Annotated in this window: 25 protein-coding genes; 11 read left to right on the top strand and 14 right to left on the bottom strand. The window is 69.3% G+C overall.

The genetic code is table 11. The features are described from left to right. Window positions 1-95: 95 nt before the first annotated feature. From OG609_RS23970 to OG609_RS23960, 3 genes are all read left to right on the top strand, one after another. Window positions 96-458, top strand: a complete 363-nt coding sequence (locus tag OG609_RS23970) for an FmdB family zinc ribbon protein (protein ID WP_327274701.1) — start codon at window positions 96-98, stop codon at window positions 456-458. Between the two features lie 81 nt (window positions 459-539). Further along, entirely contained in the window at window positions 540-1,373 is an 834-nt protein-coding gene (locus OG609_RS23965) for an S-methyl-5'-thioadenosine phosphorylase (RefSeq protein WP_093899645.1), read from the top strand. A 148-nt stretch (window positions 1,374-1,521) separates the two neighbouring features. Continuing rightward, the gene (locus OG609_RS23960; protein WP_442817997.1) at window positions 1,522-2,130 is read left to right on the top strand and encodes a hypothetical protein; all 609 of its coding nucleotides are present in this window, start codon (window positions 1,522-1,524) and stop codon (window positions 2,128-2,130) included. A gap of 137 nt (window positions 2,131-2,267) precedes the next feature. Here OG609_RS23960 and OG609_RS23955 read toward each other — a convergent pair whose 3' ends face one another. The 8 genes from OG609_RS23955 to pflB form a co-directional block, all read right to left on the bottom strand. Beyond that, window positions 2,268-2,477, bottom strand: coding sequence for a hypothetical protein (locus OG609_RS23955; protein ID WP_266360861.1), 210 nt, complete (start codon window positions 2,475-2,477; stop codon window positions 2,268-2,270). Window positions 2,478-2,498: 21 nt separating this feature from the next. After that, on the bottom strand, window positions 2,499-2,885 hold the full coding sequence (locus OG609_RS23950; RefSeq protein ID WP_327274699.1) for a hypothetical protein: 387 nt from the start codon (window positions 2,883-2,885) through the stop codon (window positions 2,499-2,501). Further along, on the bottom strand, window positions 2,882-3,550 hold the full coding sequence (locus OG609_RS23945) for a QcrA and Rieske domain-containing protein (RefSeq protein WP_327274698.1): 669 nt from the start codon (window positions 3,548-3,550) through the stop codon (window positions 2,882-2,884). The genes OG609_RS23950 and OG609_RS23945 overlap by 4 nt, the downstream gene beginning before the upstream one ends. Continuing rightward, window positions 3,547-4,149 (bottom strand): 4Fe-4S dicluster domain-containing protein, encoded by a 603-nt coding sequence (locus tag OG609_RS23940; RefSeq protein WP_114245025.1) that lies wholly within the window; start codon window positions 4,147-4,149, stop codon window positions 3,547-3,549. The genes OG609_RS23945 and OG609_RS23940 overlap by 4 nt, the downstream gene beginning before the upstream one ends. Window positions 4,150-4,156: 7 nt before the next feature. After that, entirely contained in the window at window positions 4,157-6,481 is a 2,325-nt protein-coding gene (locus tag OG609_RS23935) for a molybdopterin oxidoreductase family protein (RefSeq protein ID WP_327274697.1), read from the bottom strand. Further along, window positions 6,478-7,620, bottom strand: a complete 1,143-nt coding sequence (locus OG609_RS23930) for an MFS transporter (RefSeq protein ID WP_327274696.1) — start codon at window positions 7,618-7,620, stop codon at window positions 6,478-6,480. Before OG609_RS23930 ends, OG609_RS23935 begins: the two co-directional genes overlap by 4 nt. A 106-nt stretch (window positions 7,621-7,726) precedes the next feature. Next, a complete protein-coding gene (gene pflA, locus OG609_RS23925) occupies window positions 7,727-8,629 on the bottom strand; it encodes a pyruvate formate-lyase-activating protein (protein ID WP_327274695.1) in 903 nt (300 codons plus the stop codon). 133 nt (window positions 8,630-8,762) lie between these two features. Next, a complete protein-coding gene (gene pflB / locus OG609_RS23920; RefSeq protein WP_327274694.1) occupies window positions 8,763-11,021 on the bottom strand; it encodes a formate C-acetyltransferase in 2,259 nt (752 codons plus the stop codon). A 275-nt stretch (window positions 11,022-11,296) separates the two neighbouring features. Here pflB and OG609_RS23915 point away from each other — a divergent pair, with 275 nt between their 5' ends. The 3 genes from OG609_RS23915 to OG609_RS23905 all read left to right on the top strand — a co-directional run bounded on the left by OG609_RS23915 (window position 11,297) and on the right by OG609_RS23905 (window position 14,589). Further along, complete coding sequence (locus tag OG609_RS23915) at window positions 11,297-12,454, top strand: low temperature requirement protein A (RefSeq protein ID WP_327274693.1); 1,158 nt, start codon at window positions 11,297-11,299, stop codon at window positions 12,452-12,454. 69 nt (window positions 12,455-12,523) lie between these two features. Continuing rightward, window positions 12,524-13,684 (top strand): P1 family peptidase, encoded by a 1,161-nt coding sequence (locus tag OG609_RS23910; RefSeq protein ID WP_327274692.1) that lies wholly within the window; start codon window positions 12,524-12,526, stop codon window positions 13,682-13,684. Window positions 13,685-13,818: 134 nt separating this feature from the next. Continuing rightward, on the top strand, window positions 13,819-14,589 hold the full coding sequence (locus OG609_RS23905; protein ID WP_327274691.1) for a DUF6227 family protein: 771 nt from the start codon (window positions 13,819-13,821) through the stop codon (window positions 14,587-14,589). A gap of 86 nt (window positions 14,590-14,675) precedes the next feature. Here OG609_RS23905 and OG609_RS23900 read toward each other — a convergent pair whose 3' ends face one another. Then, window positions 14,676-16,238, bottom strand: a complete 1,563-nt coding sequence (locus OG609_RS23900) for an MFS transporter (RefSeq protein WP_327274690.1) — start codon at window positions 16,236-16,238, stop codon at window positions 14,676-14,678. A 92-nt stretch (window positions 16,239-16,330) separates the two neighbouring features. Here OG609_RS23900 and OG609_RS23895 point away from each other — a divergent pair, with 92 nt between their 5' ends. After that, window positions 16,331-17,293: a helix-turn-helix transcriptional regulator gene (locus OG609_RS23895; RefSeq protein WP_327274689.1), complete on the top strand. Its 963-nt coding sequence runs from the start codon at window positions 16,331-16,333 to the stop codon at window positions 17,291-17,293. Between the two features lie 172 nt (window positions 17,294-17,465). Here OG609_RS23895 and OG609_RS23890 read toward each other — a convergent pair whose 3' ends face one another. Continuing rightward, window positions 17,466-18,464, bottom strand: a complete 999-nt coding sequence (locus OG609_RS23890; RefSeq protein WP_327274688.1) for a sigma-70 family RNA polymerase sigma factor — start codon at window positions 18,462-18,464, stop codon at window positions 17,466-17,468. Between the two features lie 148 nt (window positions 18,465-18,612). Between OG609_RS23890 and OG609_RS23885 the strand changes: the two genes are divergently transcribed. Both OG609_RS23885 and OG609_RS23880 read left to right on the top strand, forming a co-directional pair. Continuing rightward, window positions 18,613-19,152 carry a GNAT family N-acetyltransferase gene (locus OG609_RS23885; RefSeq protein WP_327274687.1) on the top strand — a complete coding sequence of 180 codons (540 nt, stop codon included), beginning with the start codon at window positions 18,613-18,615 and terminating at the stop codon, window positions 19,150-19,152. Window positions 19,153-19,224: 72 nt separating this feature from the next. Further along, window positions 19,225-20,325, top strand: coding sequence for a questin oxidase family protein (locus OG609_RS23880; RefSeq protein WP_327274686.1), 1,101 nt, complete (start codon window positions 19,225-19,227; stop codon window positions 20,323-20,325). An 18-nt stretch (window positions 20,326-20,343) separates the two neighbouring features. Here the strand turns inward: OG609_RS23880 and OG609_RS23875 are convergent, their stop codons facing one another. After that, entirely contained in the window at window positions 20,344-21,126 is a 783-nt protein-coding gene (locus tag OG609_RS23875; RefSeq protein WP_327274685.1) for a dioxygenase family protein, read from the bottom strand. Window positions 21,127-21,262: 136 nt separating this feature from the next. Between OG609_RS23875 and OG609_RS23870 the strand changes: the two genes are divergently transcribed. Then, window positions 21,263-21,775: a MarR family winged helix-turn-helix transcriptional regulator gene (locus tag OG609_RS23870; protein ID WP_266360841.1), complete on the top strand. Its 513-nt coding sequence runs from the start codon at window positions 21,263-21,265 to the stop codon at window positions 21,773-21,775. A 110-nt stretch (window positions 21,776-21,885) separates the two neighbouring features. Here OG609_RS23870 and OG609_RS23865 read toward each other — a convergent pair whose 3' ends face one another. From OG609_RS23865 to OG609_RS23855, 3 genes are all read right to left on the bottom strand, one after another. Continuing rightward, window positions 21,886-23,418, bottom strand: a complete 1,533-nt coding sequence (locus OG609_RS23865) for an MFS transporter (RefSeq protein WP_327274684.1) — start codon at window positions 23,416-23,418, stop codon at window positions 21,886-21,888. 187 nt (window positions 23,419-23,605) lie between these two features. Next, window positions 23,606-24,268, bottom strand: coding sequence for a TetR/AcrR family transcriptional regulator (locus OG609_RS23860; protein ID WP_327274683.1), 663 nt, complete (start codon window positions 24,266-24,268; stop codon window positions 23,606-23,608). A 337-nt stretch (window positions 24,269-24,605) separates the two neighbouring features. Further along, window positions 24,606-24,782, bottom strand: a complete 177-nt coding sequence (locus tag OG609_RS23855) for a hypothetical protein (RefSeq protein WP_327278416.1) — start codon at window positions 24,780-24,782, stop codon at window positions 24,606-24,608. Here OG609_RS23855 and OG609_RS23850 point away from each other — a divergent pair. Next, complete coding sequence (locus tag OG609_RS23850; protein WP_327278158.1) at window positions 24,706-25,848, top strand: M6 family metalloprotease domain-containing protein; 1,143 nt, start codon at window positions 24,706-24,708, stop codon at window positions 25,846-25,848. The genes OG609_RS23855 and OG609_RS23850 overlap by 77 nt on opposite strands. Window positions 25,849-25,861: the final 13 nt, after the last annotated feature.

The following is a 25,861-nucleotide window of genomic DNA, read 5'->3' as shown; positions in this document are numbered from 1 at the left end:
GGCAGGTGACAGACATTACTGCAAACAGCGGCCCGTAGCAGCTACCATTGACGACTGTTAGCACTCATCGAGTGAGAGTGCCAGGAGGAAGACAAGTGCCGACCTATCAGTACCAGTGCACCGAATGTGGCGAGGGCCTTGAGGCGGTGCAGAAGTTCACCGATGACGCCCTGACCGTGTGCCCGAGCTGCGAAGGACGCCTGAAGAAGGTGTTCTCGGCGGTCGGCATTGTCTTCAAGGGTTCCGGTTTCTACCGGAACGACAGCCGTGGCTCCTCGTCGAGCAGCACGCCGTCGTCGGCCTCGGCGAAGGCGTCCGGTTCCGCTTCGTCCGATTCGTCGACGGGGTCGGGTTCGGGTTCGGACACGAAGTCGTCCGCTTCCTCCTCGTCCGCCGCGTCTTCTTCGTCCGCCGCGTCCTCTTCGTCGTCCTCGACGAGTGGCACGTCGGCCGCCTGAGCCGAACCGCACTTCCCCGAGGACCCCACCGATCTGTTCGGCGGGGTCCTCGGCGTTTTCCCGCGCCGCTAGTGTGATCGCATGGTGAACGCAGAGATCGGTGTCATCGGCGGCTCGGGCTTGTACTCCTTCCTGGAGGATGTCACGGAGGTGCGTGTGGACACCCCGTACGGACAGCCGAGTGACTCCCTGTTCCTCGGCGAGGTCGGCGGCCGCCGGGTCGCCTTCCTGCCCCGCCACGGACGCGGCCACCATCTGCCGCCGCACCGCATCAACTACCGGGCCAACCTGTGGGCGCTGCGCTCCGTCGGCGTACGTCAGGTGCTCGGCCCGTGCGCGGTGGGCGGCCTGCGTCCGGAGTACGGGCCGGGCACCCTGCTCGTGCCCGACCAGCTGGTGGACCGCACCAAGGCCCGGACGCAGACGTACTACGACGGGGAGATCCGGGCCGATGGCGCGGAGCCGAACGTCCTGCATCTGGGCTTCGCCGATCCGTACTGCCCCGATGGACGCAGGGCCGCGCTGGCGGCGGCTCGCGCGAAGAGCTGGGAGCCGGTGGACGGCGGGACGCTGGTGGTGGTCGAGGGGCCGCGCTTCTCGACCCGGGCCGAATCGCGCTGGCATGCGGCGATGGGCTGGTCGGTGGTCGGGATGACCGGGCACCCCGAGGCGGTCCTCGCCCGTGAACTGGGCCTCTGCTACACGACGATGACGCTGGTGACGGACCTCGACGCGGGCGCGGAGGCCGGGGAGGGCGTCTCGCACGGGGAGGTGCTGAAGGTGTTCGCGGCCAACGTGGACCGGCTGCGCGCGGTGCTCTTCGATCTGGTGGCCGCGCTGCCTGCGGAGGCGGACCGCGACTGCCCGTGCTCGCATGCGCTGGACGGGCTCGAGACGGGGATCGAGCTTCCCTAGCGGGGTGGGTGGGTGACGGTCGCCGCGTGGGTGGGTGACGGGGTTATCCACAACGCCGGGGCCGTCCACAGGCTTCGGCGGGAAACTCGTGGACGGTGGATCGTGAGGGGCGTTCGTCCGAAACTCCTCACGGCAGGTGGTGTTGGCCATGTTCCCGTCGTCCCCGTCGTCCCAGTCGTTCCCGTCGTCCCCGTGTGTGCCCTCTGGACGATCCGCTCCGGCCATGGCTCCAGGGCCTCCGGCGTCGGCTCCCCCGCCCTGTGGTGTGCCCGCGTTCGAGCCGTTGCGGGTGCGCGGTGGTGGTGGGCACCGGCTGCGGCGGGCTCTGTGGCGGCAGCGCAGCGCGCTGGCCGCCGGGCTGGCCCTGACTGCTGCCGCGCTGGCCGCGACGGGGCTGGGCGGGAGCGGCGCGGGCGGCGATGCGGCGCATGGGGCAGGGGCGGGGGGTACGGCCGGGTCGGCGCCGGAGCGGGCGCGGCGGCCGGTCCCCTTGGTGTCCGCGCCGGTCCGGATCGCGGATGCGGGGGCGGTGCGGCTGTTACGGCCGGGCGACCGCGTCGACGTGATCGCCGCCGAGGGGGCCGGAGCCGATGCCCGGGTGCTGGCGAAGGGCGCGCGGGTGACAGATGTACCGCAGACCTCGGCCGAGGGTCCCGCGGAGGACGGTGCGCTGATCGTGGTGTCAGTCCCCCGGGGCACGGCCGCATCGCTGGCCGGCGCGGGTATCTCCGCCAGGCTGGCGGTGACCCTGTGCTGATTCGTGCTGATGAGCTGTCAAGGCGGCCCGTGGGGCGGGACCCTCGGGCCGGACCCCGGCCGAGGCCACGACCAGTAGCGGGACGCGCGGCAGGAAGACCGGCAGGCAACGTCGTCGGACCACCACGGAGCGGGGGCTCAGATGTGGTGAGGCGGCTTCTCGTCGAGAAAGCGCGCCAGATCGGCGGCGCTGCCGCCGGCCGGGGCCCGCTCGCCCCACCCTCGGTCCGTATCGTCCGCGGACTGCTGGTCCAGCGGATCGTCGAAGATCAGAGCCGGTTTGGGTTTCGTCTGTTCCGGCTGGGTCGGCTTCGAATCGCGCGGGCCGGGGGCGGGGGCGGTGCTCATATCTCAAGGGTACGGCCGTGGTCAGCGATCCTTCGGGTCGAGCGCCCACAGCCCGAGGACGACGAGGAACGACAGACAGAGGAAGCCGGCACCCCACCAGGCCGTACCGGTGTTGCCCTCCATCCACGCGTCGACGATGACGGTCAGGCCCCAGAGCTGTCCGACGACGACGGTCATCGCCAGGACCAGCCGGGCCGTCAGTTTCGAGGAGCGTTCGGGTTCCTGGTCGGTGCCGGCACCCGGGCCGGGACCGGTGTGGCGGACCCGGGGGTCGCCGTAGCCACTGGTGGCACGGATCTGCGGATAGCGTTCGCGGACGGGGCGGTTCAGTTCGGGGCGGGCGCTGCCCGGGCGGTACTCCGGATAGTCGGGGGACTCCTGGTCACGGGGCTGCCGGGCGTCGGTCATGTCCGCCTGCCGGGAGTCTCGGCCTCGGAGGCCGGGGGTGCCTCCGCGCCTTTGCCTCTGACCGCGGGGCAGCCGATGCGGGACGCGAGGTCCGGGCGGTCGATGCTGAGCCGGCGGCACAGGCCGTGCTCGATGCTCTCGCCCGAGCGGGTCGTGCCGACCGCCCAGACGCTGCCGTCGGTCTGCTCGATGAGCACCACCTTGGGCAGTGCGCGGGGCGGTGGCCCGGCGGTGACCTCGCCTGTGCGGGCGTCGAAGACACCCTCGTGGCAGGGGCAGTACAGCTCCCCCTCGGAGCCGCGGTCCTTGCGCCAGAGCACGGCACAGGCGAGATGGGTACAGATCGCGGAGTATCCGACAAGGGTGCCGTCGTCGAGCCGGACGGCGACCGCCCGGTCCTCTTCGTCCGGGTAGTGGAAGGCGATGGACTCACCGGGAAGAAGCTGAGCGGTGATCTTCTTCGGCGCGGGTGCCTTGGCGTCGTCGACGTCGCCGTGACGCGGCAGGATTCCGCCGGCCACGCCGAGGCTGCCGACGGCGAGTCCGCCCGAGACGGTCGCGACGATCCGAAGGTAGTCGCGCCGGGTGGTGAGGGAGTCGGCGGCGATCCGGTCGTGCAGGGCTTCGCACGGATCCCCGGAGGGCGGCTGGCCGGTGGCGCTCATCGCCGGACGTCCTTCCCGTTGATCTCGACGACAGGAAGACCGCCGGGCACCGGCCACTGGACCTTGTCGGCGGGTACGACCATGGCGACGCCGGTGCGGACCTCGCTCCGGCCGAAGACGAAGGTGTCGGCGACCTGGACGCCGGGGCGCTCGGCCTGGAGCTCCTCGACGGTCCCGTAGAACAGCGCTCCCGTCGGGCAGACGGTCGCGCACATGGGGGCGAGGCCATAGGCGGTGCGGTCGTAGCAGAGGTTGCATTTCATCTGCAGCTTCGCCTGCAGATCGATCTTCGGAACGCCGAAGGGGCAGGCGTTGACGCAGTTGGCGCAGCCGATGCAGCGGGTGGTGTCGGCCTGCTGCACCACACCGTCGGCGGTCACCAGGATCGCGTCGGCGGGGCAGACCTCGGCGCACGGAGCGACCGGGTCCTCACAGTGCATGCAGACTGTGGGGAGGGAGGCCACGGACTGGCCCTCGTCGGTGTAGTCGAGGTGGATCATCGACTTGCCGCGGTGCGAGTCGCATTCCCGGCAGGCGGAGACACAGGCCTGGCAGCCGATGCAGCGCCCCGGGTCGATGAAGATCGTTCTGCCCATCATGCGGCGATCAGCCCCTCTCCGAGGTGCCACGGCCCTGGGGGGACGTGGGCGGCAGCGGGTCGGTACGGGAGACCTGGGCCTCCGGGTAGGCGACATGGCCGGGCGCGACAGGCGGTGCGGGGACCTCGTCGATCGTTTCGGCGTGCTCGATACGGCAGGCGCACACCTTGTACTCGGGAATCTTGGAGCGGGGGTCGAGGGCGTCGATGGTCAGGGCGTTGGCCGCGGTGGGGACGGGCCAGTGGTACGGGATGAAGACGGTGTCGGGGCGGATCGCCTCGGTGACCAGGGCAGGGAAGACCTCGCTGCCGCGCCGGGTGACGACGCGGACCGGTTCGCCGTTGCGGAAACCGTGGGAGGGGTGGAGCTCGGCCCAGGGGCGCGGGGTCTGTTCGACGAGGCCGCCCAGCCGACGGGTCTGGTTGCCGGAGAGGAAGTGGGCGACGGTGCGTCCGGTGGTCAGCGACATGGGGTGCTCGTCGTCGTACGGGTCCATCGGCGGGTGCCACTCGACGACCTGCAGATGGATCTTGCCGTCGGGGTGGTAGGTCTTCCCGTCCTCGAAGAGCCGGGGGGTGCCGGGGTGGTCGGTGGAGGGGCAGGGCCAGACGATCCCGCCGGTCTCCTCCAGCCGTTCGTAGGTGATGCCGTAGTAGTCGTTGACGGTGCCGGCGGAGGCGGTCCGCAGTTCATCGAAGACCTCGCGGGAGTCGGCGAACGCGAATTTGTCGCCCGCGCCCAGGCGCTTGGCGAGTTCGCACATCACCCAGGTGTCGGTCCGTACGCCGGGGGGCGGGTCCTGGGCCTTGTTGTGCTTGACCACCCGGGCCTCAGCGTTGGCCATCACCCCTTCGTCCTCGGCCCAGGTGGTGACGGGGAAGACGACATGTGCGTTGGCAGCGGTCTCGGAAAGGAAGAAGTCGAATTGGGCATGGAACTCTGTGGCGTCGTACCCCTCCTTGACCACCTTGTAGTTGGGAAGGGAGACGAAGGGGTTGTTGCAGATGCCGATCAGTCCGCGGATCTCGCGGCGCTGCATCTGCCAGACCATTTCCATCATCGAGGTGCCTGCGGGAGGGAGCTCGGACTCCTCGATGCCCCAGATCTCGCAGATCTGCCTGCGGTGCTCCTCGTTCATGATCGAGCGGCCGCCGGGAAGGAGGTCGGCTTTCTGGCCGTGCTCGCGGCCGCCCTGCCCGTTGCCCTGGCCGGTGAGGGTGCCGTAACCGGCGCCGGGCTTGCCGATGTGGCCGGTGGCGGCGCAGAGGTTGATCACGCTGAGGCAGTTCTCGACGCCCTGCGAGTGGTGCTCGATGCCGCGTGCGTGCCAGGCCATGGCCTTGGGGGCGCGGGCAAAGGCGCGGGCGACCTGGACGATCTGCTGGGCGGGGATGCCGCAGATCTCGGCGGCCCGGGACGGCGGGTACTCGCCGGCCTTGGCCTTCACCTCCTCCCAGCCGGTGGCGTGGGCGGCGAGATAGGCCTCGTCGGTCAGACCCTCCTCGATGACCACGTTCAGTACGGAGTTGAAGAACGCCGAGTCGGTGCCGGGCTTGAGCGCGACATGGATGTCGGCGGTGCGGGCGATCGCGGTCTGGCGCGGGTCGACGATGATCAGGCTTGCGCCGCGGTCCCGGGCTCCCCACACGTACTGGGTCATCACGGGAAAGCACTCGCCGACGTTGGAGCCCGCGATCAGCAGGCAGTCGGTGAGCAGCATGTCGGAGAAGGGGTTGCCGGCCCGGTCGATGCCGAAGGCGAGTTTGTTGGCGCCCGCGGCGCTGACCATGCAGAGCCGGCCGTTGTAGTCGACATGCCGGGACTTGAGGGCGACCCGGGCGAATTTGCCGACCAGATAAGTCTTTTCGGAGAAGAGGCTGGCGCCGCCGAGGAGCCCGAAGGCGTCGTTCCCATAACTCCGCTGGATGCGCTTGATCTCGGAGACGGTGAAGTCGAGTGCCTCGTCCCAGGAGACTTCGTGGAAGTCCTCGTCGCGGGAGCGGCGCAGGAGCGGAGCGGTGAGCCGGTCGGGGTGGTTGACCTGCTGATACGCGTTGATGCCCTTGGGGCACAGCCGCATCCGGTTGATGTCGTGGTTGCGGGGTTCGACGCCGAAGACCTTGCCTTTGCGGTCGACGCGCAGATACATCCCGCACTGGACCCCGCAGAAGCAGCAGTGGGTGGGGACGAGTGTCTCGCCCTCCTGGTCGGCGTGCCACCGGTCGGCGGGGATACCTCCCGCGTCCCGGAAGGCCCGGGTGCCGGGCGGCGCGAGGGAGGGGTCGAGAGGAACGGCCGTACGGGGGTCGGCTGCTCGCGGATCCGAGGTCACTTGAAGCCCTTCTTCACCTGGGAGAGATAGGCGCTGCCGCGCAGCAGCCGCTTGCAGCGCGGGCAGTATTCGGCCCACTCGTCGAAGCCGAGGCTGAGGTCGCGCATGGTGCCGCGGAGGTTCTCGACGTACGGCCCGGTGTCGATGGGCTCCTCGCAGCGGCGGCAGCCGAAGACCTCCTGGTTCTGCCGGGCGGTGTATTTGAACAGCTGCATGCCGACCGCGGCCGGGCGCTGGACGATGTGGAAGAACTTCCCGAACGGGATGTAGATGAGGGTGAAGACCACCGACACCATGTGGAGGATCGCCAGGAATTCGTATCCGCCGCCGTGCAGGAAGATCGACGAGAAGGTGAGCAGCAGACCGGTCACGGAGATGACGATCAGGGCGATCAGCGGCACCAGGTCGTAGGCGAAGCGCTGGCCGGTGATGGCGCCGCGGTCCTTCATCCTCCGCCAGAGGAAGTACGAGGCGCCGGGGATGACGAGCACGGCGGCGATGTCCAGGCCGTGGAACATCAGCCAGCCCAGGATGTCCAGGGAATCGAAGCCGATGATCCTGAAGCCCCAGATGCGCATCTCGTAGCCGGGGCCCGAGCCGGAACCGGAGGTGAAGGTGAACCAGCCCCAGGTCAGCGGGAAGGTGATCAGGGAGGCGAGGATGCAGCCCCAGAAGATCAGTTGGTGGGCGGCCCAGCGGGCGTAGGAGCGGGCGCCGAGGAATTTCTGGAAGCCCAGATAGGTGGCGATCATCCTGGGCAGGGCAGTTGGGGCCTGGCGGAAGTTGGCCACGGAGAAGAAGCTCCGCCACCCCTGTTTGAACAGGCGCCGGGCACCGGGCGCGGAGACCCAGACCGTGTAGCGGTAGGCGACGCCGAAGGCGAGGAAGACGGTGGCGACGGCGTACGGAAGAAGAGCGGAGTCGAAGTTCTCAAGAAGCCTGCTGCCGAACACGATCGCGAGGATCAGCAGGGCGGAGACGATGGCGCCGGCCGCTGTCGCGCGGCCGGTGACGGACCGGGGCGCGGCAGCCCGGGGCCCGGTGGCCCCGGAGGGCGGCGGGGCGGCGAGCACTCCGGCGGAGACAGTGCGTGCACCGGGGGCGGGCTGCGCGGCAGAGGCGTCTGGTGGCTCGGTCACCTCGTCACCGTAGGGTCGTATGGGGTGGTTGGTCCTGTTTTACGGCTCGGCGGGGTGAGCCCGTTCGTCCGACCGGCTCGTAGCCCGTCGGACGGCTCGCAGTGCGTCAGACGGCCCACAGTCCGTGGGACGTGAAGATCTCTCGGGCCGAGGCGGCCTGCTCGGGGGTGGGTGACGGGGTGTCGTGCAGGGTGAAGGGCTTGCCCAGCGCCTGCCACTTCGCCTCGCCGAGCTTGTGGAAGGGGAGGACATCGACACGGGAGACATTGCCGAGGGAGGCGGCGAAGGAGGCGACACCGTCGACGTTGGCCGGGTCGTCGGTCAGTCCCGGCACCAGTACGAAGCGGACGTGCACCTCTTTGCCGAGGTCGGCGAGGCGGCGGGCGAAGTCCAGGGTCGGCTGCAGCGGTCGGCCGGTGACCCTGCGGTATGTGGCTCGGTCCCAGGACTTGATGTCGAGCAGGACCAGATCGACGTCGCGCAGCAGGGAGTCGGTGGCGCGGGCGCCCAGGAAGCCGGAGGTGTCCAGGGCGGTGTGCAGCCCCAGCCCGTGCTTGAAGCGGTGGAAGAGCTCACCGGCGAAGACCGGCTGCAGCAGTGGTTCGCCGCCGCTGATCGTGGCGCCGCCGCCCGCAGCCCGGATGAACGTCGTGTACTTGCCCGCCTCGGCGGCGAGGTCGTCCGCCGACATCCGGGTACCGCTGCGCATCCGCAGGGTGTCGACGTTGTGGCAGTAGAGGCAAGTCAGTGGACAGCCGGCCAGGAAGGTGACGAAGCGGGTGCCGGGGCCGTCGACGCCCGTCGACAGGTCCCAGGAGTGGACCGCTCCGGAGACCGGCCGACGGGTGGCCGCACCCGCCGGAGTGACGGAGGTGCCGATGTCGCCGGTGTTGTGGATGTCGCCGGTGTCGCCGGTGTTGTCGATGTTGTCGATGTTGTCGATGTTGTGGATGTCGCCGGTGTCGCCGGTGTTGTCGATGTTGTCGATGTTGTCGAGGAGTGTGGCCATGGCAGGGCCTCCTGTGCGGACGGGGCGTTCGATGGCCGGGCGCGACGGGTGCGGAGCGCGCGGCGCCGGGGCCCTACGGGGGATGGGCTCCCGACGCCGCGCGGTTCAGGCGGCTCGGAACGATCGGGGAGGATCAGAGCGAGCCGTGGAAGGTGCGGTTGATGACGTCGAGCTGCTGCTCGCGGGTCAGCCGCACGAAGTTGACCGCGTATCCGGAGACCCGGATGGTCAGCTGCGGGTAGTGCTCCGGGTGCTCCATGGCGTCTTCGAGAGTCGCCTTGTCGAGCACATTGACATTCATGTGGAAGCCGTCGCTCGCCATGAATCCGTCCAGCACGCCGGCGAGGTTCTGGATCCGCTCCTCGGGGGTGCGGCCGAGTCCGTCCGGCGTGATGGTGTTGGTCAGCGAGATGCCGTCCTCGGCGTCGTCGTACGGCAGCTTGGCAACCGACAGTGCGGAGGCGATGTAGCCGTGCTCGTCGCGCCCGTTCATCGGGTTGGCACCCGGGGCGAACGGGGCGCCGGAGCGGCGGCCGTCCGGGGTGTTGCCGGTCTTCTTGCCGTAGACGACGTTGGAGGTGATGGTCAGCACCGACTGGGTGTGCACCGCGCCCCGGTACGCCGGGTGCTTGCGGACCTTCTCCATGAAGTCGTGGACGATGCCGCGGGCGATGGCGTCGGCACGGTCGTCGTTGTTGCCGTACGCAGGGTAGTCGCCCTCGATCTCGTAGTCCGTCGCGAGACCCGTCCCGTCCCGGATCACCCTGACCCGGGCGTGCTTGATGGCGGAGAGCGAGTCGGCGGCGACCGACAGACCTGCGATGCCGCAGGCCATGGTGCGCAGGATCTCCTGGTCGTGGAGGGCCATCTCCAGGCGCTCGTACGCGTACTTGTCATGCATGTAGTGGATGACATTGAGCGCGTGCACATACGTCCTGGCCAGCCAGTCGAGCATCGCGTCGTACCGCTCGGCGACGGTCGCGTGGTCGAGGTACTCGCCGGTGACCGGCTCGAAGCCGCTCACCACGAGCTTGCCCGTCCTCTCGTCACGGCCGCCGTTGATCGCGTACAGCAGCGCCTTGGCGACGTTCACACGGGCGCCGAAGAACTGCATCTGCTTGCCCGTCGCCATCGCGGAGACGCAACAGGCGATCGCCGTGTCGTCGCCGTACTTCGGGCGCATCAGCTCGTCCGACTCGAACTGGAGCGCCGAGGTGTCGATGGCGACCTTCGAGGCGAACTCCTTGAATCCGGCGGGGAGTCGCTGCGACCAGAAGACCGTGAGGTTCGGCTCGGGGGCCGGGCCCAGGTTGTAGAGGGTCTGCAGGGCCCGGAAGGTCGTACGGGAGACGAGCGGGCGGCCGTCCTCACCGATGCCGGCCATCGACCAGGTGACCCAGGTCGGGTCGCCGGAGTACAGCTCGTTGTACTCCGGGGTGCGCAGGAAGCGGACGATACGGAGCTTGATGACGAAGTCGTCGATGAACTCCTGTGCCCGCTCCTCCGTGATGAGTCCGCGCTCGATGTCGCGCTGGAGGTAGATGTCGAGGAAGTTGTCGATGCGGCCGATCGACATGGCCGCGCCGTTCTGCTCCTTCACGGCACCGAGGTAGCCGAAGTACAGCCACTGCACGGCCTCACGACCGGTGCGGGCGGGCCCGGAGATGTCGTGGCCGTACGACATCGCCATCGTCTTGAGCTCGTTCAGGGCCTTGATCTGCTCGGCGATCTCCTCACGGTCCCTGATGACGTGCTCGGTCGGCCACTGCTCACCGAGGGCGGCCCTGTCGGCCTCCTTGGCTGCGATCAGCCGGTCGACGCCGTAGAGGGCGACGCGGCGGTAGTCGCCGATGATGCGGCCGCGGCCGTATGCGTCCGGCAGTCCGGTGATGATGCCGGAGGAACGGCAGGCCCGGATCTCGGGTGTGTACGCGTCGAAGACACCCTCGTTGTGGGTCTTGCGGAGACGGGTGTAGATCTCCCTGATCTCGGGGTCGGCCTCGTAGCCGTACGCGCTCAGAGCACCCTCGACCATCCGCCAGCCCCCGTTCGGCATGATGGCGCGCTTGAGCGGGGCGTCGGTCTGGAGCCCGACGATCAGATCGCGGTCGGCGTCGATGTAACCCGGCTCGAAGGCATCGATCCGGGACGGAGTCTTCACGTCCACGTCGTGGATGCCGCGGGCGATCTCGTCCGGGAACATCGAAAGGAGCTTCTCCCAGACCGCGGTGGTCCGGGCAGTGGGGCCGGTGAGGAAGGAACTGTCGCCCTCGTACGGGGTGTAGTTCTGCTGGACGAAGTCACGGACGTCGATCGCGTCGCGCCACAACCCGCCCTTGAAGCCGTCCCAGGCCCCGTTGTCCGTCGTCGCCTCTGCCGCAGTCGCCGTCATGGCCCGCACCTTCCGAGATCGTCCGTGCGCCTCATTGCCGCTGGGTCCATTGCACTCCCGATTTCCGCAGTCCCGGGCCCGCAATGGTCCCTGCCAAAGGGCCCAAGGTCCCGTCAGATGACGGACCTGGTCCGGCATAGCCGCGCTGACCTGTGGTTTCTCCGAGGACTTTGGACCCTCGTTCGCTTGTGAATGCTTTCACAAGAATTTCCCGACCCGCGCCGGGGGCGCGCCCCCCTGGGCGCCGCCGATCCTCGTCTGGTGTGCTGGTCCCCATGCCTGGAATGACTGCCCGCAGCCGCGCCGAGAGACATCGCGCTTCGACCCCGCTGGAACTCTTCTTCGACCTCTGCTTCGTCGTCGCCGTGGCGCAGGCCGGCGGGCGGCTGCTGCATGCCGTCACCGAGGGCCACGCCGCCACCGGAATCGTCAGCTACGCGGCTGTCTTCTTCGCGATCTGGTGGGCCTGGGTCAACTTCACCTGGTTCGCCTCGGCCTACGACACCGACGACCCGCTGTACCGCGTGGTCACGTTCGTCCAGATCACCGGTGTACTCATCTTCGCCGCCGGGGTGCCGCGCGCCTTCGACGCGGGCGACTGGACAGTCGGCGTCGTCGGCTACGTCGTGATGCGGCTCGCCCTCACCAGCCAGTGGCTGCGCGCCGCGTACTGCACCCGGGGCGCCGAGCGGCGCGTCGCGCTGCGGTACGCCGTCGGGATCGCCGTGGTGCAGCTGGGCTGGATCGGCATGCTGCTGCTGACCGACAACACGGGCGGAGCGCGTGCCGCGGTCTTCGTCGTGCTCGTGCTCGCCGAGATGTCCGTTCCGGCGATCGCCGAGCGCGACCGCCCGACGAGCTGGCATCCCCGCCATATCGGTGAACGGTACGGCCTGTTCACGATCATCGTGCTGGGCGAGACGATCGCGGCGGCCACGGTCGCGGTCCAGGAGGCGGTGGACGAGCACCAGGCGTTCGGTGAGCTGCTGCCGATCGCCGCGGGCGGGCTGCTGATCGTCTTCTCCGCCTGGTGGATCTATTTCACCGTGCCGATCCATGACTACCTCCGCGGCAGCAGGGAAGCGTTCGTCTGGGGATACGGGCACTACCTGATCTTCGGCTCCGCGGCCGCGATCGGCTCGGGCATCGAGGTCGCGGTGGAGGAGGCCGTGGGCAAGTCCCATGTCTCGGACACGGTGGCCGCCGCCGCGGTGACCGCGCCCTCCGCACTTTTCCTGCTGACGGTGTGGGCGCTGCACGCCCGCCACTTCAAACGCGATCTCGCGGAGCAACTACCACTCCCTGTGGCCGTGCTGGCCATCCTGGCCTGTACGTTCGCCGGGGGGTGGGCGGTGCTCGCGGCCGGCCTGGTGGCGGCGGTGACGGTGGCCGTGGAGGTGGCACTGTCCCGACGGCCCGCTGTGACGGGATGAGCACATGGGCGGTGTGCGATGAGTCGCGAGTGGCAAGTCGTAAGTGGTGAATCCAGTGAGGAGCACGCAATGACGGAAGAACCGCGGGAGCCGGCAGAGCACTCCGTAGCGCAGCGCGCATCGCCCATATCGTCAGGACCGCTCGACGCGCTGACCGATGTCGCCGGGCTGCGCGTCGGCCATGCGCAGGTGGCGGGCGCGGGCGCACTGAGCGGCACCACCGTGGTCCTCGCCCCCGAGGGCGGTGCGATCGCGGCCGTCGACGTACGCGGCGGCGGCCCCGGCACCCGGGAGACGGACGCGCTCGATCCGCGCAATCTGGTGCAGCGCGTGGATGCCGTCGTCCTGACGGGCGGCAGCGCGTACGGCCTGGATGCGGCGTCCGGCGTGATGGCCTGGCTGGAGGAACAGGGGCGCGGGGTGCGGGTCGGCCCCGATCCGGCGCAAGTGGTGCCGGTGGTCCCCGCCGCATGCGTCTTCGACCTGGGGCGGGGCGGCGACTGGCGGGCCCGCCCGGACGCCTCGACCGGCCGCGCGGCGGTGGAGGACGCGGCGGGTACGGAGCCGGGGGCGCCGGTCGCCGAGGGAGGTGTCGGCGCCGGTACGGGCGCGGTCGCCGGGCAGCTCAAGGGCGGGGTGGGCACGGCGAGCGTGCGGCTGGCGTCCGGAATCACGGTGGGCGCACTCGTCGTGGTGAACGCGGCAGGCTCGGTCGTCGATCCGCGTACCGGAGTGCTGTACGGGGAGTACGGCGCGGCGGAACCGCCGGTGTACCCCGCGCCCGAGGTCCACCGGGCGGCGCAGCAGCGCCTGGCCCAGGCGCGGGAGGCGAACGCGCGACCCCCGCTCAACACCACGCTCGCCGTCGTCGCCACGGACGCCGATCTCACCCGGGCCCAGGCGCAGAAGCTCGCGGGTACGGCGCACGACGGACTGGCGCGCGCCGTCCGCCCCGTACATCTGCTGACCGACGGGGACACCGTTTTCGCGTTGGCCACCGGCGCCCGGCCGCTGGATCCGCAGAACCCGATCGCACTCAACGACCTGCTGGCGGCCGGTGCGGATGCCCTGACCCGTGCCATCGTGAAGGCCGTCCGCGCAGCTCGGAGCGTCAACGGCCGCCCCGGCGGCGGCAGCTATCCCGCGTACAGCGATCTCTACGGCGCACGCGGGCACCCCTCACGACCGTCGCCGCACAGCCACCCCGACCCCGACTCGCCTCCCGGGTAAGGAAGTTCGGACGAACCGCCAGGAACCATCTGCGTGTGTCATACGTTTTCCTGAACCCCGGTCACGATGTCAGACCCAGGGACTACGTTAAGCACGCACCAAGTAACACGCGGCGACGGCCTGGAGACAGCACCTTGAGCGATCCGTACGAGACAACCGAGCAGCACCTCGAGCGACTCCTGCGACGGGCACTCAACTCTTTCGACCTGCCCGACAGTACGGTCGAGAGACTCGGTACCGCACTCGCCCACAGCAGTTCCCTGCACTCCTCGCACCACAGTTCCGTACTTCACCGCGAGACCTACCGGCATACGTATCTGCTGTCCGACGGCACCCCCTTCACCCTGTGGGAGCTGGTGCACGGAGGTCCGCGGAGCACGAGGGGCCCACAGCCGGGGACGGAGCCCGACCTCCGGCACCACGAGCTGTACGACGACGAGGCCGATATCCATATCGCCGCTGCCCGGCTGACCGGCGGCTTCGGTGAGGTCCCGGTGTTCGGGGACGACGGGCCGCATGCCGACCTGGAGATACTCACGGTTCTGATGGCGGCTCCCCCCGTCCCGCTGCCACGGATGTACGCCCCGGACAATTCCGCCGACCACGCCCGCCGCGTCCTGCGCCGCGCGGAGAACAGCGACGGCCCCGGCGAGGAGACCGCCCGGCTGCTGCGCGCCGCCTTCGCCCACCACATCACCCAGGTCTTCGGCCGGCAGTGCCAGGTGGACGGGCGGGACGCCGGATTCACGCTCTACGAGCACGCCTTCCTGCTCCTCGACGGCAGCGAGACGAGCCTGTGGGAGGTCGAGCACACGGCCACGCCGGACGGCCGCCACATGTGCGAGGTGTACGGCGACGAGGACGCCGCACGCGGAGCCATGGAGAGCCGCACACGCATCTGCTGACCGTGGGGGCGCGGGCCCACGCCCTCCCCCGCACACGCGGGTGCCCGCACCCCCGAGGGGTGCGGGCACCGTCGCGCTTGAGGGCATCACGGCGTCAGCGCGGGCTCCTTGCCGAGCTCGACCTCGGGCTCGGCAACGGTGTCCATACCCTCGTCACCCTCGTCGCCTCCCTCCACGTGCTGCCGCTGCCGCGCGGGCAGCGCGAACATCACCAGGAAGATCACCGCGAGCACCCCGGCGACCCACCACAGCGAGTGCCGGAACGCCTCCGCGAACGCCGGGCCCACCTCCTGCGGCGCCAGCCGGTCACCGATCGCGCCGAGGAAGACGACCGAGACCAGTCCGAGCCCGAGCGCATTGCCCATCTGCTGCACGGTGTTGATCAGCCCGGAGGCCGAACCGGAGTGCTCCTTGGGCACCTCGGAGAGCACCGCGTCCGTCAGCGGCGCCACGATCAGGCCCATCCCTATGCCCATGACCACCAGCGGCAGCGCCATCTGCCAGGACGTGATGCCCATGCCGTACCGGTCGGACTCCCAGATGTAGAGGAGCAGGCCGACGATCATCAGCAGCGCGCCCGTCTGGAGGACCTTGCGGCCGAAGCGGGGCACCAGCTTCTGTACGGAGATCCCGGCGGCGAACGACACGGCGATCGAGAACGGGATACCGGTCGTGCCGGCCCGTAGCGCGCTCCAGCCGAGGCCCATCTGCATGTAGAGCGTCCAGACCAGGAAGAAGATGCCGAGCCCGATGCCGAAGGTCAGCTGCACGGCGATGCCCGCCGCGAAGCTCTTGACCCGGAACAGCGACAGTTCGACGAGCGGCGAACCGTCCTTGCGCGCCTTCGCCCGCTCGAACAACACCAGAATCAGGAACACCAGCAGGCTGCCGACCATGGATACGTGGCCCCACAGCGGCCAGCCCAGTTCGTGCCCACGGGTCAGCGGGTAGATCAGCATCAGCATCCCCAGGGTCACCAGGGCGACGCCGGCCAGGTCGAGCCGGAGCGCCTTCGGGGCCTTGGACTCGGTGATGAACTTCCGGCCGAGGATCAGGCCCGCGATACCGACGGGCAGGTTGATCAGGAAGATCGGCCGCCATTCGAGACCGGCGATGTTCCACTCGGTGAGCAGCGCGCCCAGCAGCGGCCCCAGCACGGCACCGAGGCCGACGATCGCGCCGAAGAGGCCGAAGACCTTGCCGCGCTCGTGCGCCGGGAAGGTGGCGTGCACGATCGACAGCACCTGCGGGACCATCAGCGCGGCGGTGCCGCCCTGGAGGATGCGGGAGGCGACCAGCATCTCCGGGTTGGCGGCGAAGCCGCAGAGCGCGGAGGCCACGGTGAAGCCGCCGATACCGATGAGGAACAGCCGCTTGCGGCCGTAGATGTCGCCCAGCCTGCCGCCGGTGATCAGACCGGCCGCGAAGGCCAGGGAGTAGCCGGCGGTGATCCACTGGATCGAGCTGAACGAGGCTCCGGTGTCCTCGCGGATGCTCGGAATGGCGATATTGACGATCGTGACGTCGACCAGGTCCATGAAGGCCGCGGTCATCACGATGGCGAGCGCGAACCAGCGTCGCCGGTCCGACGGGTCCGAGGACACCGTGGGCCCGGATGCCGTGGACGGCAGAGATGAGGAAGAAGTCATATGAAGAAGCTAAACAGCCATTAGGTCAGATCATGACCCAATGGATGGGCACCCTGATGAGATGACCGACACCCCGGCACGAGGTTGAGCCCATGACCGACACCCCGGCACGACTGCTGAATCTGCTGTCGCTCCTCCAGACGCCCCGCGAGTGGCCGGGCAGCGAGCTCGCCGAGCGGCTCGACGTCAGCCCGCGCACCATCCGCCGCGACATCGACCGGCTCCGTGAGCTCGGCTACCCGGTCGAGGCCTCGCGCGGATCGGTCGGCGGCTACCGCCTCGTCGCGGGCACCGCCATGCCGCCACTGCTCCTCGACGACGAGGAGGCGGTGGCCATCGCGGTGGGCCTGCGGGCGGGTGCCGGCCATGCCATCGAGGGGGTCGACGAGGCGTCCGTACGGGCTCTGGCGAAGCTGGAGCAGGTGCTGCCGTCGCGGTTGCGGCACCGGGTGTCGACCCTGCAGAACGCGACGATGCCGCTGACCCGCGGCGACGGCTCGACGATCGATCCGCACACGCTGACGGTGATGGCGGCGGCGGTCACCGGGCGGGAGCGACTGCGGTTCGCCTACCGTGCGGGCGACGGCGCCGAGACGAAGCGGCAGGCCGAGCCGTACCGGCTGGTGAGCACGGGGTGGCGCTGGTATCTCGTCGCGTACGACCTGGGGCGCGAGGACTGGCGTACGTTCCGGGTCGACCGGGTCAGCGAGCCGTTCCCGACCGGGGCCCGGTTCACACCGCGCGAGCTGCCGACGGGTGATGCGGCGGAGTTCCTCAGCAGCTCCATCGCCAGGCGGCAGCCGGAGCTGGCGGTCGATGTGAGCTTCGCGGCCCCGGCGGACTTCGTGTCCGCGCGGCTGCCGGCCTCGATCGGCCCGTTGGAGCGGACCGGCGAGAACAGCTGTCGGCTGCGGGCGGTCCTGTCGGACTCGCTGGAGTGGGTGGCGCTCCGACTGGCGCTGGTGGACTGCGAGTTCACCGCGCACGAGCCACCACAGCTGGTGGAGTACTTGAGTCATCTGGGCGCCCGGCTGACCCGCGCGACAGCACACTGACACATCGCCGCCCGAACGACGACCGACCCGGCCGCCACCGCACGCGCAGAAGGCCTGCCTCCACCGAGCGCGCAAAAAAGAATGAGCCCCGGCGCCAGGGGGGGGTGGGCGCCGGGACTCAGTTCAGGGGGTCACACGAAGCGACCTATTTCGGAGGTTACTGGACGAGGGCTCACGCCGCAGCGTCAAAACCCGTGTCGTGGGCCATTCGCTTCAGTTCGAGCAGCGCGTGCTTCTCGATCTGGCGGATCCGCTCACGGGTCAGCCCGTGCTGCTTGCCCACCTCGGTGAGGGTCCGCTCACGGCCGTCCTCGATGCCGTACCGCATACGGATGATCGATGCGGTGCGGTTGTCGAGCTTACCGATCAGGTCCTCCAGCTCCTCGCTGCGCAGCAGCGTCATCACCGACTGCTCGGGCGACACCGCGGAGGTGTCCTCCAGCAGGTCACCGAACTGCGTCTCGCCCTCGTCGTCCACGGACATGTTGAGGCTGACCGGGTCACGGGCCCAGTCCAGGACGTCGCCCACGCGCTCCGGCGTGGAGTCCAGCTCGGCGGCTATCTCCGTGTGCTCCGGCTCGCGCCCGTGCTCACGGTTGAACTCACGCTGCACCCGTCGGATCCGGCCGAGCTCCTCCACCAGGTGGACGGGGAGCCGGATCGTACGGGACTGGTCGGCTATGGAACGGGTGATGGCCTGACGGATCCACCACGTCGCATACGTGGAGAACTTGAAGCCCTTGGCGTAGTCGAACTTCTCGACCGCGCGCACCAGACCCGCGTTGCCCTCCTGGATCAGGTCGAGCAGGGGCAGCCCGGCCCGCGGATAGCGGCGGGCGACGGCAACGACGAGCCGGAGGTTGGAACGGATGAATATGTCCTTGGCGCGCTCGCCCTCGGCGACCAGCGCCTCCAGCTCCTCGCGCGTGGCTCCACCGGCTTCGCTCTCCACCGCACCGTCGAGAATCCGCCGCGCGTAAACACCCGCCTCGACGGTTTGCGACAGCTCGACCTCCTTTGCGGCATCGAGCAGTGGCGTACGCGCGATCTCGTCCAGGTACATGCCGACCAGGTCGCGATCGGCGATCTCTCCGCCAGAGGCGCGAACACTGCTTGCCCGGCTGGTACCGCCGGTGGCGGACGAACGACGGGCGACGGCACGGGTTGCCATGCGTGCTCCCTTGCTGAGTAGGTCGCGACACCCTCTCGGGTGCCCTGCATCCGATGGAAACAACGACTGGAATCCGGACAGAATTCCCATGCCTGGCATTCATTTTCGTGATCATGCAGTACCCTGTGCCGCCGCGAAGGGAGTGAGCATGCCGAGCATCCAGACAGAAGTGCAGGTCAGGCCGGGCACCGAAGGCGATTTGGTGGCGCTCACGGACATCTACAACCATTACGTACGTGAGACCGCGCTCACATTCGATACGACCCCCCTTACACCCGAACAGCGGCTGCCGTGGCTTCGTTCCCATCCTGAAGACGGCCCGCACCGTCTTCTGGTTGCTCAGGATGTCCGCATTGTCGGCCCCGCCTCGATCCTGGGATACGCCACCAGCAGCGCTTTCCGTCCCAAGTCGGCGTACGCGACCTCGGTCGAGGTGAGCGTGTACTGCGCCCCGTGGGCCACCGGCCGAGGCATCGGCACGCTCCTCTACTCATCCCTGTTCGAGGCGCTCGCCGGCGAGGACCTGCATCGCGCGTACGCGGGCATCACCCAGCCCAACGACGCCTCGGCCCGGCTGCACGAACGCTTCGGTTTCCGCCATGTCGGTACGTACGCCGAGGTGGGCCGGAAGTTCGGCACGTACTGGGACGTCGCCTGGTACGAGAAGCGGCTGGGGCCACAGTCCTAGGGCCCGGCCCGGTCGCGGCCTAGGTCCACGGCCCGTTACGCACCGCGGGCTCCGCGCCTAGCGTGCTGCCGTATGAACGACACAACGAGCAGGGACGGCACACCCGGCAGGGACGGCACAACCAGCGGGAACGGCACACCTGACACGACCACCCGCGCCACCGACGACACCACGGGCACGCTCGACGAGGCGCTGGAACGTCTCCACACCGCGGGCCCCGAACGGAACGGCTGGCTGAGCAATCACGGCCCGATGGCCGTCGAGGCGCTGGTCCGGCACGGTCAGGCACCGGCCGTCCACCGGTGGCTCGACCATTACAGCCACAAGCTGGAGGACATGCCGGACACCGCGTCCCGGGTGACCGCGGAGAACTGGCGCGAGGCCCTGGGCGACCCGCGCCGGATCGCGGACTGGACTGTGTACTTCGAGCGGGAGACGGCCGAGCGCCCCTGGCGGGACGTCCTGACCGAGTGGTGGCCACGGCTGCTGCCCGGCATCGCGGCGGGCGCCACCCACCCCGTGATCCGGGTCGGCCACTCCGTACGCACTCTGCTCGTCGGCGAGGCGAGCGCGCCGCGGATCACCGAGCTCGCCCACGGCCTCGGCTACTGGGCCGCCCGCCACCAGCCGCTTGCCACGCTGACACCGCTGGCGCCCGCACCGAGCGCCGCGGCCGCACTGGACGCCGTACCGCCGGTGCCCGAGCAGAGCGGCGGCATCCGGGACCGGCTGGCACAGCTCACCGCGTTCCCGGTGTGGCCGCAGCGGTTCACCGACGACCCGGACGAGGCGCGGGCCCGGCTGGAGGAACTGGTGCGGGCCGCGACCCACCGCTATGCCACGCACGGGCACGGCGAACCCATCATGCTGGTGCATGCCGCGACCGCACCCAATGCCGTGCTGCGCACGCTGCCCGCGCTCCCCCGCGCGCTGTGGGTGCCGAGCCTGGAGGCCGCCTGGGCGGCGAGCGCCGCAGTCACCGCCGCGTACGGCCCGGCCGAGCCGGCCCCGTACACACCGGCGGCGGCGTCCGCCGAGGAGCTCTTCGCACGGGCGGCGGCGCACGGCGACGATCACACCATCAAGTTCACGGACACCGCACTGGACATCGGCGATGCGACGGCCCTCGCCGCCGCACTCCGGTCGATCGAGCTGAACCCGCCGGCCCTGTGACAGGACCTTGGACAGAGCTCAGCCGAACTGCACCGACCGCTTCGCGAGCCCCATCCAGAAACCGTCGATGACGCTGCGGCCCCGGTCCAGCTCGCCCTCCGAGGCGCCGAGCGTCACGAAGAGCGGCGCGAAGTGCTCGGTGCGCGGGTGGGCCAGCCGGCCGGCCGGGGACTTGTGCTCGAAGTCCAGAAGCGCGTCGATGTCCCGCGCCTGGAGCGCCCGGTTCCCCCAGTCGTCGAACTCCGCCGACCAGCCGGGGGTGCCGCCGCCCGCATGCCGCAGGGCGGCCAGGTTGTGGGTGAAGAAGCCGCTGCCGACGATCAGGACACCCTCGTCGCGCAGCGGTGCGAGCTTGCGCCCGATGTCCATCAGCTTCTGCGGGTCCAGCGTCGGCATGGAGATCTGGAGTACGGGGATGTCGGCACCGGGGAACATCTCGACCAGCGGGACGTACGCCCCGTGGTCGAGCCCGCGGTCCGGGATGTCCTGGACCGGCGTACCGGCTCCGCGCAGCAGTTTGCGTACGTTCTCCGCCAGCGCCGGGGCGCCCGGGGCGGCGTACTGCACCTGGTAGTAGTGCTCGGGGAAGCCCCAGAAGTCGTAGACGAGCGGGACGGTCTCCGTCGCACCGAGGGCGAGCGGGGCCTCCTCCCAGTGCGCGGAGACCATCAGGATCGCGCGGGGGCGGGGCAACTGCGCGGACCAGGAGGCCAGTTCGCCGGGCCAGACCGGGTCGTCGGCCAACGGCGGTGCGCCGTGGGAGAGGTAGAGGGCGGGCATGCGCTCCGCGGTGACAGTCATGGCACTCCCCATCCGCTGCTGATCGAGGTAAGTCTTTTACAGGTCTCTTTGAAAAGGAAGGGTTCTTTAATCTTCAAGCTCCTACTTCCCGAGACCTTAGCTCTATCTAGTTAAACTTTCAAGAAAAGGTCGTACAGTGGAGTACATGACCACGGCATCCCCCGGCGAGCCCCGCTGGCTCTCCGACGAAGAGCAGAGCGTCTGGCGTGCGTATCTGCACGCCACCACGCTCATGGAGGACCACCTCGACCGCCAGCTGCAGCGCGATGCCGGCATGCCGCACATCTATTACGGACTGCTCGTCCAGCTCTCCCAGGCACCCCGTCGCCGGAAGCGGATGACCGAGCTCGCCAAGGACGCCAAGATCACCCGCTCCCGGCTCTCGCATGCCGTCGCGCGGCTGGAGAAGAGCGGCTGGGTACGCCGCGAGGACTGCCCGTCCGACAAGCGCGGCCAGAACGCGGTCCTCACCGACGAGGGCTACGAGATGCTCCGACGGTCCGCGCCGGGCCATGTCAGCGCCGTACGCCAGGCGATGTTCGACCGGCTCACACCCGAGCAGATGCGCTCGCTCGGCGAGATCATGCAGGTCGTCGCCACCGGACTGCAGCCGGAAGGCACGGACGCGGACCTGCCCTGGCTGCGCTGACCAGTCGTCGAACGCGGCTCTGCCCCGGTTCCGTCGAGCGGAACCGGGGCAGAGCCGCGTTCACATCACTTCACGTCACGCACTACGCGACCCGCGTCCGTGTTCAGTCCTCAGTGGGCGACGACCGGGACCTTGAACTCGTCCTCGACACCGTCGGCGTCGCTCGAACCGGAGGTTCCGGTCGCTGCGGTCGCCGAGGGACGCCCGGCGTTGATGAAGGTCACCGCGATCGCGGAGGCCACCACCAGGATGCCGACGGCCCACCAGATGGCACCGGTGAAGCCGTGCACCATCGACTGGAGCTTCAGCAGCTCCGGGTCGGTGGCGCCGAGTGCGGCGTGCGAGGTGGCATACGCCGTCGCGGCCGACGCGGCAATGGTGTTCAGCAGCGCCGTACCGATCGCGCCGCCCACCTGCTGCGAGGTGTTGACCATCGCGGAAGCGACACCCGAGTCCCTCGGCTCGACACCATGCGTGGCCAGCGACATGGCCGGCATGAACGCCGTACCCATGCCAAGCCCCAGCAGGAGCTGTGCGGGCAGGATGAGCGTGGTGTAGGAGGAGCCGATCTCCAGCTGCGTCAGCAGCAGCATGCCGACGGCAGCGGTCAGGAAGCCGGGGCCCATGAGCTTGCGCGCCGGAACCCGGGTCATCAGCCGGGCACCGATCTGCGTCGAGCCGGTGATCATGCCCGCGATCATCGGGAGGAAGGCGAAGCCCGTCCTGATCGGCGAGTAGCCCTTCACGACCTGCAGGTAGTAGGTGAGGAAGAGGAACAGCCCGAACATCGCGATGATGGCCAGACCCAGCGAGAGGTAGACGCCACCGCGGTTGCGGTCCAGCAGGACGCGCAGCGGCAGCAGCGGCGACTTGACCCGGGCCTCGGTCAGGACGAATGTCAGGAGCAGCACACCGGACGCGACGAACATGCCGATGGTCAGCGCGTCCGACCAGCCGGCGGACTCGGCGCGGGTGAATCCGTACACCAGGGAGACCAGACCCAGCGCGGACAGGACGACGCCCGGGATGTCGAGCGCCGAGCGGTTACGACTGCCGGCCGGCTCACGGATCACAAAGTACGCGCCCGCGGCCGCGACGATCGCGAACGGGATGTTGACGAAGAACGTCCAGCGCCAGTTCAGCGCCTGAGTGAGGAAGCCGCCGAGGATCAGGCCGACGGCGCCACCGCCACCGGCGATCGCACCGTAGATGCCGAACGCCTTGGCGCGCTCCTTGGCATCGGTGAACATCACGGCGAGCAGCGACAGGGCCGCGGGGGCGAGCAGCGCGCCGAAGACACCCTGGAGCGCGCGCGAACCGAAGAGCATGCCCTGGTTCTGCGCCGCGCCACCGAGCGCGGAGGCCAGTGCGAAGCCGATCAGGCCGACGACGAAGGTCCGCTTGCGGCCCCAGAGGTCGGCGATCCGTCCCCCGAAGAGCAGGAGGCCGCCGAAGGCGAGGGCATAGGCCGTGATGACCCACTGCTTGTTGGCATCGGAAATGCCCAGGGCCGTCTGGGCGTGCGGCAGCGCGATGTTCACGATCGTGGCATCGAGCACGACCATCAGCTGCGCAAGGGCGATGAACGCCAGCGCTTTCCAGCGACTGGGGTCCGGGAGTCGTATATCAGCTGTTTTTGACATGGAGGTATCCGCCTAAGGGCGCGCGCGGGCGCGCGAAGTCATGAACCGAGAGGTCGGTGAACGGGCAGTCGGTCGAGGACGGTCGGCGAGAGGACCGTCGGCGAAAGGGAGCGCGGTGAAAAGGAAGGGATGGTCAAGGCGTGGCGGGGCGCCACCGGGCACCCGGCTCAGGGGCCCGGTGCGGGCGTCATGGCCGGCGCCGCAGATCCTCCAAGGTCGCAGCCGTTCCGGGCAGTTGGGACCGGGCCGGAGCCTCCAGCCCGTCCAGGAACAGCTGTAGATGGCGGTGGGTGAACCGGTCGATGTCCAGGCAGCCGGTGCCGGGCAGTGGCCGGGTGAGCTGGGAGAGGGCGACCAGCACGTCACCGACGGCGATGTCGGTACGCAGGCGCCCCGCGGACATGGCGCGCGCCACGAGTCCTTCGACGGCCTCTTCGAGGCGCCGACGCTCGGCGAGCAATTCGGGATGGTCCTTGTCGAAGCCGCCGGACAGCATCGGACACAGCGCCCCGATCCGTTCGTCGGCCGCCGCGTGCACAAAGCGGCTGAGCGCGGCGAAGGGATCGGCCTCTTCGGCCGTCGCCTCCTCCGCACGGTCGGTGGTGCGGGAGGTGACCGCGAGCACGACCTCGTGCGTCAGCGCGGCCCGGTCGGGGAAGTTCCGGTAGAGCGTGGCGTTGCCGACACCGGCGCGGCGGGCGACCTCGTCGAGCGGCACATCCGGCCCGAACTCGACGAACATCTCGCGCGCGGCCGTCACGATCCGCTCCCGGTTGCGCAGCGCGTCGGCCCGCGGACGGGTCGTCCGGGGCTGCACTGCTCCCGTGGCGGTGCGGGTGGCGGTATCCACGACGACTGTCCCTGCCTTCCGGCCCTTATCGCGACGCTGTTGGTCACTGCGACGCTCTTCGTTCTTCATGACGACCCCTTCCCGTAACCGGGGACCGCCTCCCCGTTTTCGCGAGGACACAGATTCAAACGGGGAAAGGATCCCCGGTTATTTCCCACCGTAATGTGACCTGAGCCACACTTCCGGAACGGGAAAACCAACCGATCGGCGCACTCAACGAGCGGTGCCGCACCACCCGTCACAGGCTGATCCGCAGAGGGCAGTCGGGGTCGGCCGGCTGCCGCGGACCCCGAGGCGCCTATATGCAGAAGACCCGCCACCGGATACGCAGGCACCGTCACCCGATCGCTCTCGGCTCGGCAACAGCACTGGTCATTGCCGCAACGACCACGGCCAGCAGCAATCTCCCGATACCCAGCCGGGCCTCGGCCGGCCCGGTGGCCACGGCCCCTTCGGCGGCGATCGCCCCGTGCCGGATACCGGTGACCATGGGCGTGCAGATGTCGGAAGGCATACCGACTCCGACGGGCTACGCCCGCTCCACAGGCAGGATTCACGCCCTCAACCTGATGATCGACTTCCCGGACGCGCCGGGCCCCGAGCCGGCGATGGACCGGTACGCCGAATTCTTCCCGCAGACCACCAAGTGGTTCCGGACCGGTTCGTACGGGCGACTCACCTACATCCCCGACGCTCCCGTGAAGTCCTGGCTGCGGATGCCACTGCCGTTCTCGGAGTACGGGATAGACCGCGGATCACCGTACGAGCCGGGCTACCACCGCCTCGCCGAGGACATAGTCGCCGCAGCCGACCCGAAGGTCGACTTCAGCGCATACGACCTGGTCAACATCCTGGTCACCCCGAACGCCGGGCCCTCCGCCCTGGACACCGTCCTGTCCGTGACGTTCTCCGGCAATGACGACGCCCCGCACGCGGACGGTGTCCCGCTCACCAACGCGTCCTTCATCTACAGCCGCCAGGACGACGGCTCCGGGTCGTACGCACAGACCGGATACCGCGTCCTGCCGCACGAGAACGGCCATATCTTCGGGCTTCCCGACCTCTACACCCTGGAGGGAGGCGGCTCGGTAGGACACTGGGACATCATGTCCGAGGACTGGGGCGTCAACAACGATCTGCTGGGCTGGCACAAGTGGAAGCTCGGCTGGCTGGACAACAAGCAGATCAGCTGCGCCTCCAAGCCCGGCACCAGCGACCACGTCCTGAAACCGCTGGCCACCAAGGGCGGCACGAAGCTGGCGTTCATACCGCTGAGCAGTGAGTCCGGCTACGCGGTGGAGGTACGGACCCGGGCGGGCAACGACCAGGCGGTCTGCCGGCCCGGCGTGCTGATCTACAAGGTGAGCTCGGACGTCGACACCGGTCAGGGACCGGTGTCCGTGGCTGACAGCACCAAGGACAGCAACGGCTGCACCCGGCTGCCCAATGTGCACGCCGAGCTCTCCGACGCCACCTACGAGCCGGGCGAGACCTTCACCGACCGGGCCAGTGGGATACGCATATCCGTGATCGACAAAAACGACAAGGGGGACTACCGCGTCCGGATCACTCGCCCCTGACCACCATGATCAC

Source organism: Streptomyces sp. NBC_01224 (assembly GCF_036002945.1).
Taxonomy (GTDB): Bacteria; Actinomycetota; Actinomycetes; order Streptomycetales; family Streptomycetaceae; genus Streptomyces.
Note: the sequence above shows the minus strand (reverse complement) of the source record. Positions and strands in the feature narration are given on the sequence as shown.

Bases quoted from the DNA above. Each gene is read 5' to 3' on its own strand.
- OG609_RS23960 (WP_442817997.1), top strand. From the start codon at position 1,522: ATGTTCCCGTCGTCCCCGTCGTCCCAGTCGTTCCCGTCGTCCCCGTGT.
- OG609_RS23965 (WP_093899645.1), top strand. From the start codon at position 540: ATGGTGAACGCAGAGATCGGTGTCATCGGCGGCTCGGGCTTGTACTCC.
- OG609_RS23900 (WP_327274690.1), bottom strand. From the start codon at position 16,238: ATGACTTCTTCCTCATCTCTGCCGTCCACGGCATCCGGGCCCACGGTG.
- OG609_RS23940 (WP_114245025.1), bottom strand. From the start codon at position 4,149: ATGATGGGCAGAACGATCTTCATCGACCCGGGGCGCTGCATCGGCTGC.
- OG609_RS23910 (WP_327274692.1), top strand. From the start codon at position 12,524: ATGACGGAAGAACCGCGGGAGCCGGCAGAGCACTCCGTAGCGCAGCGC.
- OG609_RS23875 (WP_327274685.1), bottom strand. From the start codon at position 21,126: ATGACTGTCACCGCGGAGCGCATGCCCGCCCTCTACCTCTCCCACGGC.
- OG609_RS23880 (WP_327274686.1), top strand. From the start codon at position 19,225: ATGAACGACACAACGAGCAGGGACGGCACACCCGGCAGGGACGGCACA.
- OG609_RS23945 (WP_327274698.1), bottom strand. From the start codon at position 3,550: ATGAGCGCCACCGGCCAGCCGCCCTCCGGGGATCCGTGCGAAGCCCTG.
- OG609_RS23950 (WP_327274699.1), bottom strand. From the start codon at position 2,885: ATGACCGACGCCCGGCAGCCCCGTGACCAGGAGTCCCCCGACTATCCG.
- OG609_RS23915 (WP_327274693.1), top strand. From the start codon at position 11,297: ATGCCTGGAATGACTGCCCGCAGCCGCGCCGAGAGACATCGCGCTTCG.
- OG609_RS23890 (WP_327274688.1), bottom strand. From the start codon at position 18,464: ATGGCAACCCGTGCCGTCGCCCGTCGTTCGTCCGCCACCGGCGGTACC.
- OG609_RS23955 (WP_266360861.1), bottom strand. From the start codon at position 2,477: ATGAGCACCGCCCCCGCCCCCGGCCCGCGCGATTCGAAGCCGACCCAG.
- OG609_RS23865 (WP_327274684.1), bottom strand. From the start codon at position 23,418: ATGTCAAAAACAGCTGATATACGACTCCCGGACCCCAGTCGCTGGAAA.
- pflB (WP_327274694.1), bottom strand. From the start codon at position 11,021: ATGACGGCGACTGCGGCAGAGGCGACGACGGACAACGGGGCCTGGGAC.
- OG609_RS23855 (WP_327278416.1), bottom strand. From the start codon at position 24,782: ATGCCTTCCGACATCTGCACGCCCATGGTCACCGGTATCCGGCACGGG.
- pflA (WP_327274695.1), bottom strand. From the start codon at position 8,629: ATGGCCACACTCCTCGACAACATCGACAACATCGACAACACCGGCGAC.
- OG609_RS23895 (WP_327274689.1), top strand. From the start codon at position 16,331: ATGACCGACACCCCGGCACGACTGCTGAATCTGCTGTCGCTCCTCCAG.
- OG609_RS23885 (WP_327274687.1), top strand. From the start codon at position 18,613: ATGCCGAGCATCCAGACAGAAGTGCAGGTCAGGCCGGGCACCGAAGGC.